The sequence below is a fragment of the Mesorhizobium sp. M1169 genome (assembly GCF_040318345.1).
Classification (GTDB): domain Bacteria; phylum Pseudomonadota; class Alphaproteobacteria; order Rhizobiales; family Rhizobiaceae; genus Mesorhizobium.
Genome location: NZ_JAMYME010000005.1, coordinates 63,250 through 77,907, shown reverse-complemented (window position 1 = coordinate 77,907; position 14,658 = coordinate 63,250). Strand labels below are relative to the sequence as shown.

Sequence of the window (14,658 nt, the reverse complement as noted above, 5' to 3'; positions counted from 1 at the left end):
ACGTTGCAAGATTGCAACAGCCAGGACTGAAAACGCTGCAAGAACAGGGGGAATGCCGCGAAGTGTAGGCATTTGCCGACTGTCCGGCCGTTGCCGGCTTCATGCATGGTCCATCTCATCGGGAGCTTTGCGATCGGCCGGCGCCGTTCTGGAAAGAAGGGGATAATTCGATGAAGAGCCGTGTTGTAGAAGGCTTTGAGTGGTCGGCTGCATTGGGGGCTGCCGGAATCCTGATGTCGTCCCGCGTGCCGGTTCGCGGGGCCGGAGCTTTGGTGATAGCCGCGGCAGCCGGCCTGGTGGCCCTCGCGCCGACTCCGGCGGCTGCGTTTGTGTGTGAAGATATAAATTATGGCGCAGATGGCGCCGGGGCTTCGCCCACCGGTATGGCATGCGGAACTATCGCCCAAGCTGCGGGCGGATCCTCGACGGCGGTCGGCGGTAGAGCCGTTTCTGATGGAGACCTCAGTACCGCTCTTGGCGATGATGCGTGGGCCGGGGGAATCTCGGGTCCCATCAACCATAACAATGCAAGCACGACGGCTATCGGCGCCCGTGCTCAGGCTGGTGCGGGAGGCCCTAACCAGGCCAACGCTACCGCTCTTGGCGCCTCGGCCAAGGCGAATGCGGTGAATGCCACCGCCCTCGGCACCGGTGCGACGGCCAATTTTGCCGATTCAGTCGCCGTAGGCCAAGGTGTGACCACGACACGCGCCAATCAGGTGGCTATCGGCAACAGCAGCGCCACCTACACTCTGTCGGGCATCAACAGCGCAGCCAGCAGGGAGGCCCAGAGCGGACCGAAATACCTGGTGACGTCCGACGCCGCGGGCAATCTGGCGACCGCTTCCGTGAACATCGACGAACTCGAAGGACTGGCCGACGACGTTGCAGCCCATACCACCCAGATCGCCTCGCTCAACACCACGGTAAGCAGCCACACGATGCAGCTTGCCGATCACGAGACGCGCATTGTCAACAACACCAACCAGATCAACGCGCTCAACACGACGGTCGGCAATCATACGATCCAGCTTGCCGATCACGAGGCGCGTATCACCAACAATACCAACACGCTCAACCTGCACACCGCGCAGATTTTCAGCCTCGACAGTCGCACCACGATCAACGAGGCTAACATCGCCCTGCTCGACGGCCGCGTCAGCGCGCTGGAGGGCGGGTTGCAGAACCTTGGCGAGCAGGTCAGCGAAAACCGCTCGGAAGCCCGCGCCGGAACGGCGCTTGCGCTGGCGACGGCGGGATTGCGTTACGACGACAGGCCCGGCAAATTGTCGCTGGCCGGCGGCTTTGGCCATTTCAAGGGCCAGTCGGGCCTGGCGCTCGGCCTTGGCTATAGCACGAGCCTGGATTTCCGCCTCAACGCCGCCGTGTCGGCCTCCACCAACCGTGGCGATGTCGGCGTCAGCGTCGGCGCATCGTGGACACTCAACTGATGCAGCGGGCATGACCTCAATCTTGCCGGGATCGGTGCGGCCGACGGGCAGAATGTTGCTGGCCGCCTTGGTGCTGACGGCAGCCGTTCCGCAGCTTGTCCAGCCTGCCCTGGCGCAAACGTCGAAAATCCAGAAATCGGCCAAGCCCCAGGCGCCGAAGCCGGCCAATATCGACCGCAACGGCGTGCTGATCCTGGTGCGCGGCTCGCTGCTGGCGCTCGACCATGCCAACAAGACGGGGAATTACACGGTGCTGCGCGATCTCGGCGCGCCGGGCTTCCAGACCAACAATGCGGCCAAGCTTGCCGAGATCTTCGCCAGCCACCGCAATGACGGCATCGACCTCGGCGGCGTCGCGGTGCTGGAGCCGCAATTGACGCTGCTGCCGCAGATCGAGTCCAACGGCATGTTGCATATGGCCGGTTTCTTTCCCTCGGTGCCGATGCAGGTCAATTTCGAGCTGTTGTTTGCGCCGGTCGAACGGCAATGGAAGGTGTTCGGCATCTCGGTCGCGCTCAGCAAGGCCGGCCCCGAAGCGCCGGCGACGGAGCCGCAACCGCCAAAGCCTGTGGCCACCGAAATACCCGACCCGCCGACGCCGGCGGTCAATCCCAGAAGGGCCGCCGAACAAGCCGGCAAGTGAGGCATCACGGCCCTGAAACTCAGGACGTTTGCGAAAGGCTTGCGTCAAGCGCCTGCATGGCGACGGTGACAAGATCGTGCAGCCGCTTTTTCGGCACGCCGTCGCGTGCCTGCACCGAAAGGCCGTGCAGCAGCGTGGCGTAATAATCCCCCAACGTCTCGGCGTCGGTGTCCGGCTTCAATTCGCCATCGCGCACCGCCTGCTTCAACCGCTCGACGATCGATGCGGTACGCGCCAGCCGATGCTCCGCCAGCCATTGCAGCACGGCGTCATTTTCGACGGCGCAATTGGTCGCGGCCGTCACCACCATGCAGCCCTGCGGCTGCCCCGGCCGCGTATAGATTTCGACGGCGTCGCGAAGCATGCGCTCGATGACGCGCCGGACATTTGGTTCTTCCTGCAGTGCGCGTGTGGCGAAGCCGCCCTCATTGGCCTCGTAAAGTGCCACCGCTTCGCGAAACAGATCCTCCTTCGAGCCGAAGGCGGCATAGATGCGCGCCGATGCGAGACCAAGCGCCGATACGAGATCGGCCATCGAGGTGCCCTCGTAGCCGCGTCTCCAGAAGGCGTCGCGGGCTTTCTCCAGCGCCTGGTCGCGGTCGAACTCCCTTGGCCTTCCCGCCATGGCGGTCTCCAATTTTTGTCGATCAACAAATAATCCGCTTGACTTCGGATTGCAAATCTCAATTCTTTGTCGATCATTAAATAATTGTCGACAAGGAGACCGGCATGAGTTCACTGGATCAAGGCGCGCCGCTCGGGGCGATAACGCAGGGAGCAAGCAGGGCGAAACATGGCGCAACGCTGGCGCTGCTCGCCTTCGCGCAGCTCATCATCTCGCTCGACCTCAACATAGTCTTCGTGGCGTTGCCGGAGATCGGCGCCGGCCTCGGATTTTCAGGCCAGACCCTGCAGTGGGTGGTCAGCGCCTACACCGTCTTCACCGGCGGCTTCCTGCTGTTCGGCGGCCGGGCCGCCGACCTGATCGGCCAGCGCCGCGTCTTCATCTTCGCGCTCTGGCTCTACGCGCTCTCATCTCTGGTCGGCGGCCTCGCCTGGTCGCCGGAAATCATCATCGCGGCCCGCGCCGTGCAAGGCATCGGCGCCGCGTTCCTGTTTCCTGCGACGTTGTCGCTGATCAACCGCCTGTTCGCCGAGGGACCGGAACGCAACCGGGCGCTCGCCGTCTGGGGCGGCGCGGGCGCCAGCGGCCTGACGCTCGGTTCGCTTGCCGGCGGGTTTCTGACCAGCGCCTTCGGCTGGCCGTCGGTCTTCTACGTCAACGTGCTGTTGGCCGGGATCGCCATCATCGCGGCTTTCGCCATCATCCCGCGCGATCGCAAGCGGCACGAGCAGCGCAGCTTCGATCTGCCGGGCGCGCTGACCGTCACCGCCGGCGCGACGCTGCTTGTCTTCACCCTGGTTCAGGGGCCCGAATATGGCTGGGGCTCTGGCGCAATCATCGCCAGCGCAGCACTGGCGGCATTCTTCCTGATCGCCTTCACCGTGATCGAGGCCAACAGCGCCGACCCGCTGATGCCGCTGCGCCTGTTCCACAACCGCAGCCTCGTCGCCGGCATGACGATAACCTTCCTCTACATGGCCACTTTCGGCGCGCTGCCCTACTTCCTCACCGTGCTGCTGCAGAACGTGCACGGCTTCACTGCCTTGCAGACGGGCCTCGCCTTTCTCGTGCCGTCGGTCGCCATCGCCACCGGCACGCAACTCGGCGAGCGTCTGGCAACGCGCTTTTCGACGCGCCGAACCCTGGTCGGCGGCATGATCGTCGGCGCGGTCGGCACAGCATTGATGGTATCAGGCGCGACTGCCGACAGCAGCTATCTGCCCCTCGTACTCGGCCTGATCGTCTCCGGCGTCGGACAAGGCATCGTCTGGACCGCAATGTGGATTGCCGCCGGTTCCGGCGTTGCCCATGACCAGCAAGGCGTCGCCTCGGGGATGGCTTCGACGACGCTCAATGTCGGCAACGCCATCGGCATGGCCGTGCTGATTGCGATTGCGAACAGCCAAATCGGCGAATTGTCCGGCGATGCGTTGAAAATTGCCGTCGCCGACGGCATCCAGGTTGCCTTCCGGCTCGCGGCGGCGGGCATCGTCGTCAGTTTGCTGGCAGCAATAGTGCTTCCGGCAAAGGCTCGATGAGAGCAGGCGGCGTCCCGGCCTCGCGCCGCGACGCCTGTCAATTCACCCGGCTGATGCAGAAATCGATGACGTCGATCAGTGCAGACTTCTGCGGCGTCGCCTCGAGCGGCGCCAGCGCGTCGCGGGCTATCTCGCCGAAATGGCGGGCGCGCCCGATGGTGTCGGCAATCGCCCCGTGGCGGAGCATCAGGCCGATGGCCTTTTCCAGCCCGGCATCGTCGGCGGCATTGTCCTCGATGGCGCGTTTCCAGAAGCTGCGCTCGGCCTTGGTGCCGCGCCGATAGGCGAGGATCACCGGCAGCGTCACCTTGCCCTCGCGGAAATCGTCGCCGACATTCTTGCCGAGATCCTTGCTGGTGCCGCCGTAATCCAGCGCGTCATCGATCAGCTGGAAGGCAAGGCCGAGATTCATGCCGTAGGAGCGAAGTGCCGCGCGATCATTGCGCGTCGCCTGGGCGATGACCGGGCCGACCTCGGCGGCAGCGGAGAACAGCGCCGCGGTCTTGGCCTTGATCACCGCGAAATGCTCGTCCTCGGTGGTCTCGAGGTTTTTGGCGGCGGCAAGCTGCATCACCTCGCCTTCGGCGATGACCGAAGCGGCGCTGGACAGGATGTCGAGCGCTTCCAGCGAGCCGACGTCGACCATCATGCGAAAGGCCTGGCCGAGCAGGAAATCGCCGACCAGAACACTGGCCTGGTTGCCCCAGATCATACGCGCCGTCTTCTTGCCGCGCCGCATGCCGCTTTCGTCGACGACGTCGTCGTGGAGAAGTGTCGCGGTATGCATGAATTCGACCGATGTGGCGAGCTTGACATGGCCGTCGCCGGAATAGCCGAACATCTGGGCGGCGGCGAGCGTCAGCATCGGCCGCAGCCGTTTGCCGCCCGACGAGATCAGATGGTTGGCAATCTCCGGGATCATCTCGACATCGGAGCCGGCCTTCGACAGGATCAATTTGTTGACGCGCCCCATGTCGGCCGCGGTCAGGTCGATGAGGTCCTTTATCGAGGCGGCTTCGCGCTTCCCGTTTTCAATGTTGAGAACGACACCCACGGCAAAACTCCCAACCTCGATATGCACGACGGCAACATGGTCCCTGGACAGACTCTAGGGTGTCACCCACTGCTGCGGCAAGAGGCGAATTGGCGCGCCGGCTCTGGTACATGATCACGCCTACGTTTACATCAACGCCGCAAACTGCGAGTTTAGGGCCATGATCTATCGATATGATCGAAATGGTGTGAGGCCATCCGTCCGGATACGCGGAGCGAAGGCGCAGGAAGCCATTCGGCTTTCAAGTCCTTCGCGACAAAGTAGCCGGGCAGATGGACCACATCCTCCGGACGCCGAAACGGCTGCAAGCTGCGTCGTCGAACCGCTCGGCCGGGGGAAAGACCCCGACCTTCACGCTTCTCCTCGCATCTTCTTGCCGTTTCAGGCGCCATTTCGACCATATCGATAGATCATGGCCCTAATCCGATGATAGAGCTCATCCGCACCAACGACGCCGTCATCATTTCGTTTGTCGAATCGCTGATGCGCGATGCCGGCATCGGCTGTTTCGTCGCCGACCAGAACATGAGCGTCCTCGACGGCTCGATCGGCATCCTGCCCCGCCGTGTCATGGTGGATGCCGACAAGGCCGATGCGGCGCGGCGCATCCTGACGGATGCCGGCATCGCCAACGAGATCCGCCAAAAATAATGTCCGCGTCGCCCGCTGCCCTTGTCCCGGACATGCCGGCTCATACGGTCGATGCCTTTCATCGCGGTCGCTTCTGGCTGGTGCAGCCGAGAAAGGCGGGCCACCGCGCCGGCATGGATGCGATGATGCTGGCGGCTGCCGTGCCGTCCTCCTTCGCCGGGCGGCTTGCTGACTTTGGCGCGGGTGCCGGTGCCGCCGGCCTGGCGGTACTGTCGCGCTGCCCCGCTGCAGAGACCGTGCTTGTCGAGCGTTCCCCGGAAATGGCGGCCTTCGCCACCACCACGCTTGCCCATCCCGGCAATGCGCATCTCAGCGACCGCGCCTCGGTGCTCGTCGCCGATGTCGCGCTGTCGGGCCGGGCGCGAACGGCCGCCGGCCTCGAGGACAACAGCTTCGATTTCGTCATCATGAACCCGCCGTTCAATGCCGCCGAGGATCGCGCGACGCCCGATCCGCTGAGAAAGGCCGCGCATGTCTCGGAGGATGGGCTGTTCGACAGCTGGATCCGCAGCGCGGCCGCGGTGGTCAGGCCGGGCGGCGGGCTGGCCGTCATCGCCCGGCCGGAACAGCTCGGCGCCATCCTCGATGCCATCGCCGGCCGCTTCGGCGATGCCGAGATGCTGGCCGTCCATCCTCGCCCCGAAGCGGCGGCGATCCGCATCGTCGTCCGGGCAGCACTCGGCGCACGCGGCAAACTGTCGATCCAGCCGCCGCTGATGCTGCATGCCTATTCAGGCAATGGCCCTTCGGAGCGGGCAGAGCTGATCAATAACGGGCTGGCGTCGCTGTTCGGAGACTGATCCATTCTGATTGCCGGCGTGACGGCATTGCCGTTGGCCGGCGAATTCCTACATGCCTCAAGCAAATCGACCGGAGACCGCCCCCTCGTGAAACGCCTTTTCAACCGCCTGCTGCCGAAATCCTGGCGCTCCGCCGTCGTCACCATTCCGGTCATCCGGCTGCACGGCACGATCATGCCCGGCGGCGGCCAGTTCCGGCCGAGCCTGTCGCTCGCTTCCACCGCCGGCCTTCTCGAAAAGCTGTTTTCCTTCGACGCGCCGGCGGTCGCCATCTCGATCAACTCGCCAGGCGGCTCGCCGGTGCAGTCGCGGCTGATCTTCAGGCGCATCCGCGACCTGGCGAGCGAGAAGAACAAGAAGGTCCTGGTTTTCGTCGAGGACGTGGCGGCGTCGGGCGGCTACATGATTGCGGTCGCCGGCGACGAGATCTTTGCCGACCCGTCCTCCATCGTCGGCTCGATCGGCGTGGTGTCGGCCTCGTTCGGCTTTCCGGAGCTGTTGAAGAAGATCGGTATCGAGCGCCGCGTCCACACCGCCGGCCAGAACAAGGCGGTGCTCGACCCGTTCAAACCGGAAAAGAAGGAGGACGTCGAGCGCCTGAAGGCGCTGCAGCTCGAGGTCCACGAGACCTTCATCGACCTCGTCAAGGACAGGCGCGGCAGCAAGCTCAAGGACGATCCCGACCTGTTCACCGGCCTGTTCTGGACGGCCAAGAAGGGGCTTGAACTCGGACTGGTCGATGCGCTCGGCGACATGCGCAGCGTGCTGAAGAGCCGTTTCGGGCCGAAAACCCAGCTCAAGCTGATCACCGCGCCGCGCGGCCTGTTCGGCCGCTTCGGCCTGTTCGGCTCGAGCTTTTCGGCGCCCGATATCGCCGCCGCCGCGGCAAGCGGCGTCATCGATGCGGCGGAAGAGCGCGCGCTGTGGGCGCGCTTCGGGCTTTGAAAAGCCGGTGAAAGCGTCTAGCATAAATCATCAACCGACCCGACCGGCGGCCTTGCCGGCCTTGCGAGGGAGGAGTTTGACATGCCGCAGATCATTTTCTTCGCCGTCGTCGGCATTGCCGCCTATTTCGGCTACCGCTCCTTCGTCAGGGAAGCCGAGCGTGTGACCGCCAAGGTGCGGCGTACCGAAAGGCAGGCCGCCAACGGTACAATGGGAACATTGGTCAAGGACCCGAAGACCGGCGAATACCGTCTGGCCAAGGATTGACCGTCGTCCCCCTCGCGGCCGAGCCAGTGAACGCCGAGGCCGGCATCCGGGTGTCGCATGCGCACGCCAAGATAAATCTCGCGCTGCACGTCACCGGCCAGCGCGCCGACGGCTATCACACGATCGAAAGCCTGGCTGTGTTCACGCGCTTCGGCGACCGCATCGAAACGGAACTTGCCGACAGCGATGGGTTTTCCATGTCCGGCAAATACGCCTCCGCGGTGCCGGTCGACGACAATAATCTGGTGGTGAGAGCGCGCGATGCACTGCGGCGCGAGGCCGGTCCCCAGCACGCACCGGCTGTCGCCATCAGGCTCGAAAAGAACCTGCCGGTCGCGTCCGGTGTCGGCGGCGGGTCGAGCGATGCGGCGGCTGTGCTGCGCGCCCTGGTCCAGACCTGGAGCCTCGACATCGGCGATGCCGAACTGGCGCGGATCGGTCTGTCGCTCGGCGCCGACGTGCCGATGTGCCTCGCAGCCAAGCCGCTGATAGCCCGCGGCATCGGCGACGAGCTGACGCTCGTGCCGGGTTTCCCGGCGCTGGGTCTGGTGCTCGTCAATCCCGGCACTGCCGTCTCGACGGCCGACGTGTTCGAAGCGCTTGGCCGCCGCGACAATGCGGGACTGCCGCCGCTGCCGCGCAACCTCGACTTCCACAGCATCCGCAACTGGCTGGAGATCACCCGCAATGATCTCGAGCCTGCGGCGCGCGCAATCCAGCCCGCGATCGGCAAGGCGCTTTCCGTGCTCAACAAGGCCGGAGCCGGTTTTGCCAGGATGTCCGGCTCCGGCGCCACCTGCTTCGGGCTGTTCGAGACCGGCAATGTGGCCAAGCGCGCGGCCGTCGATATTCGCAGCCGCCATCCCGACTGGTTTGTCGCGGCGACGCGAAGCGTGACATCGGAGGTTGATGCCCATGGCCAGGATTGACGAGAGCCGCCCCTTCGTTCCCGTGCGCATCGCGGTACTGACCGTTTCCGATACGCGCAGCCTCGCCGACGACAAATCCGGGCAGACGCTGGCCGACCGCATTGCCGAGGCCGGCCATGTCCTGGCCGCCCGCGACATCGTTACCGACGACCGCGACAAGATCCGCGACAAGGTCCTGGGTTGGTCAAGGGACGAAGCGATTGATGTCGTCATCACCACCGGCGGCACCGGCTTCACCGGCCGCGACGTGACGCCGGAAGCGCTGGAGCCGATCTTCGAAAAGCGCATGGACGGCTTTTCCGAAGTGTTCCACCGCATCTCCTACGATAAGATCGGCACTTCGACGATCCAGAGCCGGGCAACCGGCGGCGTCGTCAATGCCACCTTCGTCTTCGTGCTGCCGGGCTCGCCCGGCGCCTGCAAGGACGCCTGGGACGGCATCTTGAAGCCGCAGCTCGACTATCGGCACATGCCCTGCAACTTCGTCGAGATCATGCCGCGGCTGGACGAGCATTTGCGGCGCGGCTGAGAACCGAGGTATCAGCCAAGCGACGTCGGTTTAGCGAATGACCGGCTCGCCGTGAAAACGCCGGCGCGACGGCGGCGAGACGCCGAAGCCGACTTCCATCATCAGCCGCGGCGTGCGCGTCGGCACGGTGCCCATATGGAAGCCGAACGGATCCTCGACAAAGCCGAGGCCGGCCGGCCCGGTCAGCGTGACCGGGCTCTGCTCGCCGTAGACGCCCAGCACCTCTTCCGCCGAATGGCCTACCAGCAGCGTCAGCTGATGCTTCAGGATGCGGCGGTTGTGGGAGCCGCGGACATAGACATGCGGCCCAGTGTCGGCGTCGACCGGCACCAGGTAGAAAAAGAATTTCAGCATGCGCCAGTCGTCGAGGTCGAAATGGTATTTGCCGAGCGAGGCCATGTTCTTGTCGGCGTCCGAGACGCCACCGGTCGGAAAGCTCCACCAGACGCGGGTGGTGATCAGCTTGGCCTGGCTGCCGAGATAGTGCGCTGCGATATCGAGAAGCAGCGGATCCCGCTGCACGGCGACCGCAGCGTTGCAGTCGAGGACCCGTTCGAAATAGTGACCGCTGAGCAGCGGGCGGCCGAAATGCTTTTCGGCATCGGCGTGTTTTTCGGGCAGGAATTCCAGCCGGCGGTCGAAATTGCCGAAGCATGGCGTGCGCTCGGCGAAGCGGGCGATCTCGTCATGGATGGCGGCCGGCAGCATCAGGCCCGAATAGAGCCCCTCCGTCCGCAGCGCGCCGACGACGGCATCGCGATCGACGCCGGCGAACATCGTTTCACCGACATTGCGCGCCGGCGGAACCGGCTTCGCACCGCGCCAGTGCAGGCGCCGCGCCGGCATGGTGCGGGCCAGCATGAACATCGGCAGCCATGCCGGATTCTCGCGAAGGTCGGAAAGATAGGTCGGGATGCGGGCGGCGATGCGGCGCAGCGTGCCGCCGTTTCGTGCGATCGCCTCGAGGCTTGCAGCGCCGGACTTGTCAGGGCTTGAAAGGGTCATCGGGGTCCTCAAAATGTCGAGGGAACAGCATCGACGTTAGTCGTCGCCGCTCCGGCACACCCCAAACCCTATTCGCCCATATCGCCGGGAATGGTAACCCCCGGCCAGATTTTGTGCAATGCACAATAAACGACGACCCGCCAGAAAATGTGCTTGGGCGGAGTTCCCATAACCGGGACGGTAAGCCGTCACTTCCGCGGCGCGACCCAGATCTCGGCGTGGAGCCTCCTGGTCGCCAGGCCGCGGGCGATCGCTTCGGCGCTGCGGGCGTTCTTCGACAGCGCCGCGGCCTGACGCTTGCTGATCACCAGGCCTTCGGCGAGAGCGCGATTTCCGGCAAAGACACGCGACAGGAACGGCGCGCGGCTGCCGCGTGCCCGCGAGAACCGCGCCGCCATGGTTTGCCTGGCGGTATGGGCGACGACCTCGTCGATCCAGCCCTCTCCCAGCCGCGCGCCCGGTTCCAGCAAGAGCAGCCAGTCGCCCTTGGCCTGCCTGATCCCGGCGGCGATGCCGCCGCTGACATAGTGGCAGCCGGCATGTTCGGCGACGCGGTGCGTCTGATCGGTCGAGCCGGTGTCGCAGACGAGAACGTCGCGCACCACGCCTTCGACCGCGCCGCCGATCAGCGAGGCGAGCGTGCGGGCAAGGCCCTCCTCGTCATTCAGGGTTTCGATCAGGACGCTGAGCATGTTTAGCCGAATAGCGGAAAGCGGTGGGTAGCGCCAGTTTTTGCGGCGTGCCGCGAGAAAGTTCTTGCTTTGTTCTCATCGATACGATAGGAATACATTCATGAGCAGAGCGATTCGACAGCGGGCGGACAGTCCCTGGGAAAGGGCCAAGATGGAACAGATCGTGCGTGCCGATATTGCAGCCTTCGGCGCTGGCAGGGCCGAGATGGCGAATGCGATGATCGAGCAGAGCGGCATGCGCGTCCGTCCCGACCGCAATCGCGGCAGGTCGGCGGGCATCAATCCGTCCGGCCGTTTCGAGCCGGTCAGCCGGCATGTGTTCGACGATGGATGGAATTCGCTGGAGGAGCTGCCGCCCTTCAAGACCGAGGTACAGGTCGAGAAGCCGCGCACCATCATCACGCGCAACGAATCGCCCGACATCTCCTTCGACCGCTCGATCAATCCCTATCGCGGCTGCGAACATGGCTGCGTCTATTGTTTCGCGCGGCCGACGCACAGCTTCATGGGCCTGTCGCCGGGGCTGGATTTCGAATCGAAGCTGTTTGCCAAGCCGGATGCGGCGCGGCTGCTCGACAAGGAATTGTCCAGGGATAATTACCAGCCGCGCACCATCGCCATCGGCACCAATACCGATCCTTATCAGCCGATCGAGAAGCAATACCGGATCATGCGCGAGATCCTCGAAGTGCTGGAGGCGCGCGGCCATCCGGTCGGCATCGTCACCAAGTCGGCGCTGGTGACACGCGATATCGACATTCTGTCACGCATGGCCGAACGCGGGCTGGCCAAGGTGGCATTGTCGGTGACGACATTGGACAGGATGCTGGCCAGAACGATGGAGCCGCGAGCGTCGACGCCGACCAAGCGGCTGGAGGCGATCAGGCAGCTTTCGGACGCCGGCATTCCGGCCTCGGTGATGGTCGCGCCGATCATCCCCGGACTGACCGACCCGGAGATGGAGCGCATCCTCGATTCGGCGCAGGCAGCGGGCGCGCGCGAGGCCGGCTATGTGCTGCTGCGCCTGCCGCTGGAGGTCGCGCCGATCTTCAAGGACTGGCTGCTGCGCCATTATCCCGATCGCTATCGCCACGTCATGTCGCTGATCCGTTCGATGCGCGACGGCAAGGACTACGATTCGGAATGGGGCAAGCGCATGAAAGGCTCCGGTCCCTATGCCTGGCAGATCGGCCGGCGTTTCGAGATCGCTGCCAAACGGCTCGGCCTCAACGCCGAGCGGCGCTCGCTCAGGACCGACCAGTTCGTCCCCGCCGCCAAGGCTACCGAGCAGCTGATGCTGCTGTGACAAAGCGTCTCGCGCCAGCCGGTTGAAACGGCCGGCAACAGGCAAAAAATCCCGTCCCGCCTGTCCTGTCCCCGGGCTTGCAGACGGTAGCCCCCTCCTGGTCCGGTGCCCCGCCCGACCCGGAGGGGACTTGCGGAGAATCGGAGCCGATGCGAACCTCGCCGCACCATGGCTCGCCCGCGTTCCGATTCTCCGCTTCTCTTCGAAATCGTCGAGAAACCCGACTTCTCGTTCGAGACGAGGGCGATGGCCGAAGGCCTTTGGCCGGTGGCGGGGATGGACGAGGCCGGCCGCGGCCCGCTCGCCGGGCCGGTGGTGGCGGCAGCGGTGGTGCTCGATCCCGCCAACATCCCCGACGGCCTCGACGATTCCAAGCGGCTGACGCATTTGCAGCGTGAGGCGCTGTTCCTGAAAATCCTCGGCTCCGCGCTCGCCGTATCGATGGCCTCGGTCAGCGCCGAAGGCATCGATGCCTCCAACATCCTCAAGGCCAGCCTGGAGGCGATGCGCCGTGCCGTGGCCGGCCTGTCAATCCGGCCGAAGCTGGCACTGGCCGACGGCCGCGACGTGCCGTCCGGCCTGCCCTGCGAGGGCAAAGCACTGATCAAGGGCGACCAGCGCTCGCAGTCGATCGCCGCAGCCTCGATCGTCGCCAAGGTGATGCGCGACCGCATGATGTGCGGCTGCGGCAGCCATCATGCGCGTTACGGCTTCGAACTGCATATGGGCTACGCCACTGTGCGCCATCGCACGGCGATCGATCTGCACGGGCCAGTGGCACGGCTGCACCGCGCCTCCTTCGCGCCGTTCCGGTTCGGCGGCACCGAGGTGCTGGAGGAAGAGGGTTTTTCGGATTTGGATTGAGCGATTCGGCAAGGTGTGATCTCCCCCCTCGAGGGGGAGATGGCCGGCAGGCCAGAGGGGGTCGCCTCGCGTGAAGCGCCAACGTTCTCTTTCGTTCCATAGGGCGTCGCGCCAGGACGTGCCGACCCCCTCTGTCGCCTTTGGCGACATCTCCCCCTCGAGGGGGAGATCACGCGCTCAGTCGCTTTCGCCCACAAAAAAGCCGCCAGGTTTCCCGGGCGGCTTTCGATGAATTTCCCGACGAAGTCGCTTAATTCAGCTTCGACTTCAAATCCTGCAGCGAGGCGTTGAACAGGTCGGCGCCGGCCTTGGCGTCGATCTTGCCGGCCAGCAGCGCCCGCGCGGCTTCGACCGCGATGTCGACAGCGCTGGCACGCACTTCGCCGATCGCTTCGCGCTCGGCCTGGCCGATCTTCTGCTCGGCCAAGGCGGTGCGCCGGGCGACATAGTCCTCGGTCTTCTTGTGCGCCTCGGCGGCAAGCATGTCGGCTTCGCGCTTGGCGGCGGCGACGATGGCCGCGGCCTCCTGCTCGGCTTCCTTGCGCTTGCGCTGGTATTGGCCAAGCAGCTGCTGGGCTTCTTCGCGCAACCGGCGCGCTTCCTCGAGCTCGGAGCTGATCTTGTCGGCACGCGCATCGAGCGTCTTGGCGATCATGCCCGGCACCTTGATGTAGATGGCGATGCCGAGGAAGATTACGAGGGCAACAGTTGCCCAAAGCGTCGCGAGAGATGTGGCGTCCATGATGCGCTCCTCACCCGGCCACGGATTTGACCGCGGCCGCGATTTCGGCCTTGCTGGCCTTGCCGCCGACAAGCGCCTCGACGATGGCCGAAGCGGTGTCCTCGGCGATCGTGCCGACTTCCTTCATGGCATTGGCCTTGATGGAAGATATACGCGCCTCGGCCTCGCCAAGCTTCTGGTCAAGCGCTGCCTCGATCGTCTTGCGGGCAGCTTCGGCTTCCGCCTTGGCCGCATCGTTGGCCTGCTGGCCGATCGCATTGGCCTTGCCCTTGGCTTCCGCCAATTCCTGCTCATAGGCGGCAACGGCGGCATCGGCCTCGCTTTTCAGCCGGGCAGCATGGTCGAGATCCTGGGTAATGCGGTCGTTGCGCACGTCGATGATGCCGCCAACGCGCGGCATCACCACCCGTTTCAAGAAGAGATAAAACAGCCCGAAGGTGATTGCCAGCCATAGAAGCTGCGAGGGGTACGTCGCCGGATTGAATGGCGGGAACGTGCCGTGCGCCTCGGCAGGCACGCCGGTGCCAGCGCTGCCGCCTTCGACGGCGGGCGCGGACTCTTGCGCAAAGGCAGATGTCACGAACATGGACTATCCCCGAAATTCAGGCCCGCCGCAG

The 14,658-nt window shown here is 64.8% G+C and carries 17 protein-coding genes; 11 read left to right on the top strand and 6 right to left on the bottom strand.

Features of this window, described 5'->3' with window-relative positions:
* Nucleotides 1–101 precede the first annotated feature (101 nt).
* Together NKH41_RS07115 and NKH41_RS07110 are read left to right on the top strand one after the other, a co-directional pair.
* A complete protein-coding gene (locus NKH41_RS07115; protein WP_352768636.1) occupies nucleotides 102–1,451 on the top strand; it encodes a YadA-like family protein in 1,350 nt (449 codons plus the stop codon).
* A gap of 10 nt (nucleotides 1,452–1,461) precedes the next feature.
* On the top strand, nucleotides 1,462–2,094 hold the full coding sequence (locus NKH41_RS07110; RefSeq protein ID WP_352470686.1) for a hypothetical protein: 633 nt from the start codon (nucleotides 1,462–1,464) through the stop codon (nucleotides 2,092–2,094).
* Nucleotides 2,095–2,113: 19 nt separating this feature from the next.
* On the opposite strand, the gene NKH41_RS07105 is transcribed toward NKH41_RS07110, so the two are convergent.
* On the bottom strand, nucleotides 2,114–2,719 hold the full coding sequence (locus NKH41_RS07105) for a TetR/AcrR family transcriptional regulator (RefSeq protein WP_352768798.1): 606 nt from the start codon (nucleotides 2,717–2,719) through the stop codon (nucleotides 2,114–2,116).
* Nucleotides 2,720–2,823: 104 nt separating this feature from the next.
* On the opposite strand from NKH41_RS07105, the gene NKH41_RS07100 reads away from it, so the two are divergent.
* The gene (locus tag NKH41_RS07100) at nucleotides 2,824–4,257 is read left to right on the top strand and encodes an MFS transporter (protein WP_352768800.1); all 1,434 of its coding nucleotides are present in this window, start codon (nucleotides 2,824–2,826) and stop codon (nucleotides 4,255–4,257) included.
* A gap of 37 nt (nucleotides 4,258–4,294) precedes the next feature.
* Here the strand turns inward: NKH41_RS07100 and NKH41_RS07095 are convergent, their stop codons facing one another.
* Complete coding sequence (locus NKH41_RS07095) at nucleotides 4,295–5,311, bottom strand: polyprenyl synthetase family protein (protein ID WP_292663011.1); 1,017 nt, start codon at nucleotides 5,309–5,311, stop codon at nucleotides 4,295–4,297.
* A 426-nt stretch (nucleotides 5,312–5,737) separates the two neighbouring features.
* On the opposite strand from NKH41_RS07095, the gene NKH41_RS07090 reads away from it, so the two are divergent.
* The 6 genes from NKH41_RS07090 to moaB all read left to right on the top strand — a co-directional run bounded on the left by NKH41_RS07090 (nucleotide 5,738) and on the right by moaB (nucleotide 9,432).
* Entirely contained in the window at nucleotides 5,738–5,962 is a 225-nt protein-coding gene (locus NKH41_RS07090; RefSeq protein WP_023674082.1) for a putative signal transducing protein, read from the top strand.
* Nucleotides 5,962–6,762 carry a tRNA1(Val) (adenine(37)-N6)-methyltransferase gene (locus tag NKH41_RS07085; RefSeq protein WP_352768801.1) on the top strand — a complete coding sequence of 267 codons (801 nt, stop codon included), beginning with the start codon at nucleotides 5,962–5,964 and terminating at the stop codon, nucleotides 6,760–6,762. The genes NKH41_RS07090 and NKH41_RS07085 overlap by 1 nt, the downstream gene beginning before the upstream one ends.
* An 87-nt stretch (nucleotides 6,763–6,849) precedes the next feature.
* Nucleotides 6,850–7,707, top strand: a complete 858-nt coding sequence (locus NKH41_RS07080; RefSeq protein ID WP_352501988.1) for a S49 family peptidase — start codon at nucleotides 6,850–6,852, stop codon at nucleotides 7,705–7,707.
* An 81-nt stretch (nucleotides 7,708–7,788) separates the two neighbouring features.
* On the top strand, nucleotides 7,789–7,974 hold the full coding sequence (locus tag NKH41_RS07075; protein ID WP_352540120.1) for a hypothetical protein: 186 nt from the start codon (nucleotides 7,789–7,791) through the stop codon (nucleotides 7,972–7,974).
* A gap of 26 nt (nucleotides 7,975–8,000) precedes the next feature.
* Complete coding sequence (locus NKH41_RS07070; RefSeq protein ID WP_352540158.1) at nucleotides 8,001–8,903, top strand: 4-(cytidine 5'-diphospho)-2-C-methyl-D-erythritol kinase; 903 nt, start codon at nucleotides 8,001–8,003, stop codon at nucleotides 8,901–8,903.
* The gene (moaB, locus tag NKH41_RS07065) at nucleotides 8,890–9,432 is read left to right on the top strand and encodes a molybdenum cofactor biosynthesis protein B (protein ID WP_352489568.1); all 543 of its coding nucleotides are present in this window, start codon (nucleotides 8,890–8,892) and stop codon (nucleotides 9,430–9,432) included. The genes NKH41_RS07070 and moaB overlap by 14 nt, the downstream gene beginning before the upstream one ends.
* Nucleotides 9,433–9,462: 30 nt before the next feature.
* Here the strand turns inward: moaB and NKH41_RS07060 are convergent, their stop codons facing one another.
* Together NKH41_RS07060 and NKH41_RS07055 are read right to left on the bottom strand one after the other, a co-directional pair.
* Complete coding sequence (locus NKH41_RS07060; RefSeq protein ID WP_352540122.1) at nucleotides 9,463–10,437, bottom strand: phytanoyl-CoA dioxygenase family protein; 975 nt, start codon at nucleotides 10,435–10,437, stop codon at nucleotides 9,463–9,465.
* 188 nt (nucleotides 10,438–10,625) lie between these two features.
* Nucleotides 10,626–11,129 carry a glycosyltransferase gene (locus tag NKH41_RS07055; RefSeq protein WP_292664385.1) on the bottom strand — a complete coding sequence of 168 codons (504 nt, stop codon included), beginning with the start codon at nucleotides 11,127–11,129 and terminating at the stop codon, nucleotides 10,626–10,628.
* A gap of 151 nt (nucleotides 11,130–11,280) precedes the next feature.
* Here NKH41_RS07055 and NKH41_RS07050 point away from each other — a divergent pair, with 151 nt between their 5' ends.
* On the top strand, nucleotides 11,281–12,435 hold the full coding sequence (locus tag NKH41_RS07050) for a PA0069 family radical SAM protein (protein ID WP_254818651.1): 1,155 nt from the start codon (nucleotides 11,281–11,283) through the stop codon (nucleotides 12,433–12,435).
* A 168-nt stretch (nucleotides 12,436–12,603) separates the two neighbouring features.
* Nucleotides 12,604–13,299, top strand: coding sequence for a ribonuclease HII (rnhB, locus tag NKH41_RS07045; protein ID WP_352768803.1), 696 nt, complete (start codon nucleotides 12,604–12,606; stop codon nucleotides 13,297–13,299).
* A 250-nt stretch (nucleotides 13,300–13,549) separates the two neighbouring features.
* Here the strand turns inward: rnhB and NKH41_RS07040 are convergent, their stop codons facing one another.
* Both NKH41_RS07040 and NKH41_RS07035 read right to left on the bottom strand, forming a co-directional pair.
* Entirely contained in the window at nucleotides 13,550–14,041 is a 492-nt protein-coding gene (locus tag NKH41_RS07040; protein WP_352768805.1) for a F0F1 ATP synthase subunit B, read from the bottom strand.
* Between the two features lie 10 nt (nucleotides 14,042–14,051).
* Nucleotides 14,052–14,627: a F0F1 ATP synthase subunit B gene (locus NKH41_RS07035; RefSeq protein WP_352449932.1), complete on the bottom strand. Its 576-nt coding sequence runs from the start codon at nucleotides 14,625–14,627 to the stop codon at nucleotides 14,052–14,054.
* Nucleotides 14,628–14,658 lie beyond the last annotated feature (31 nt).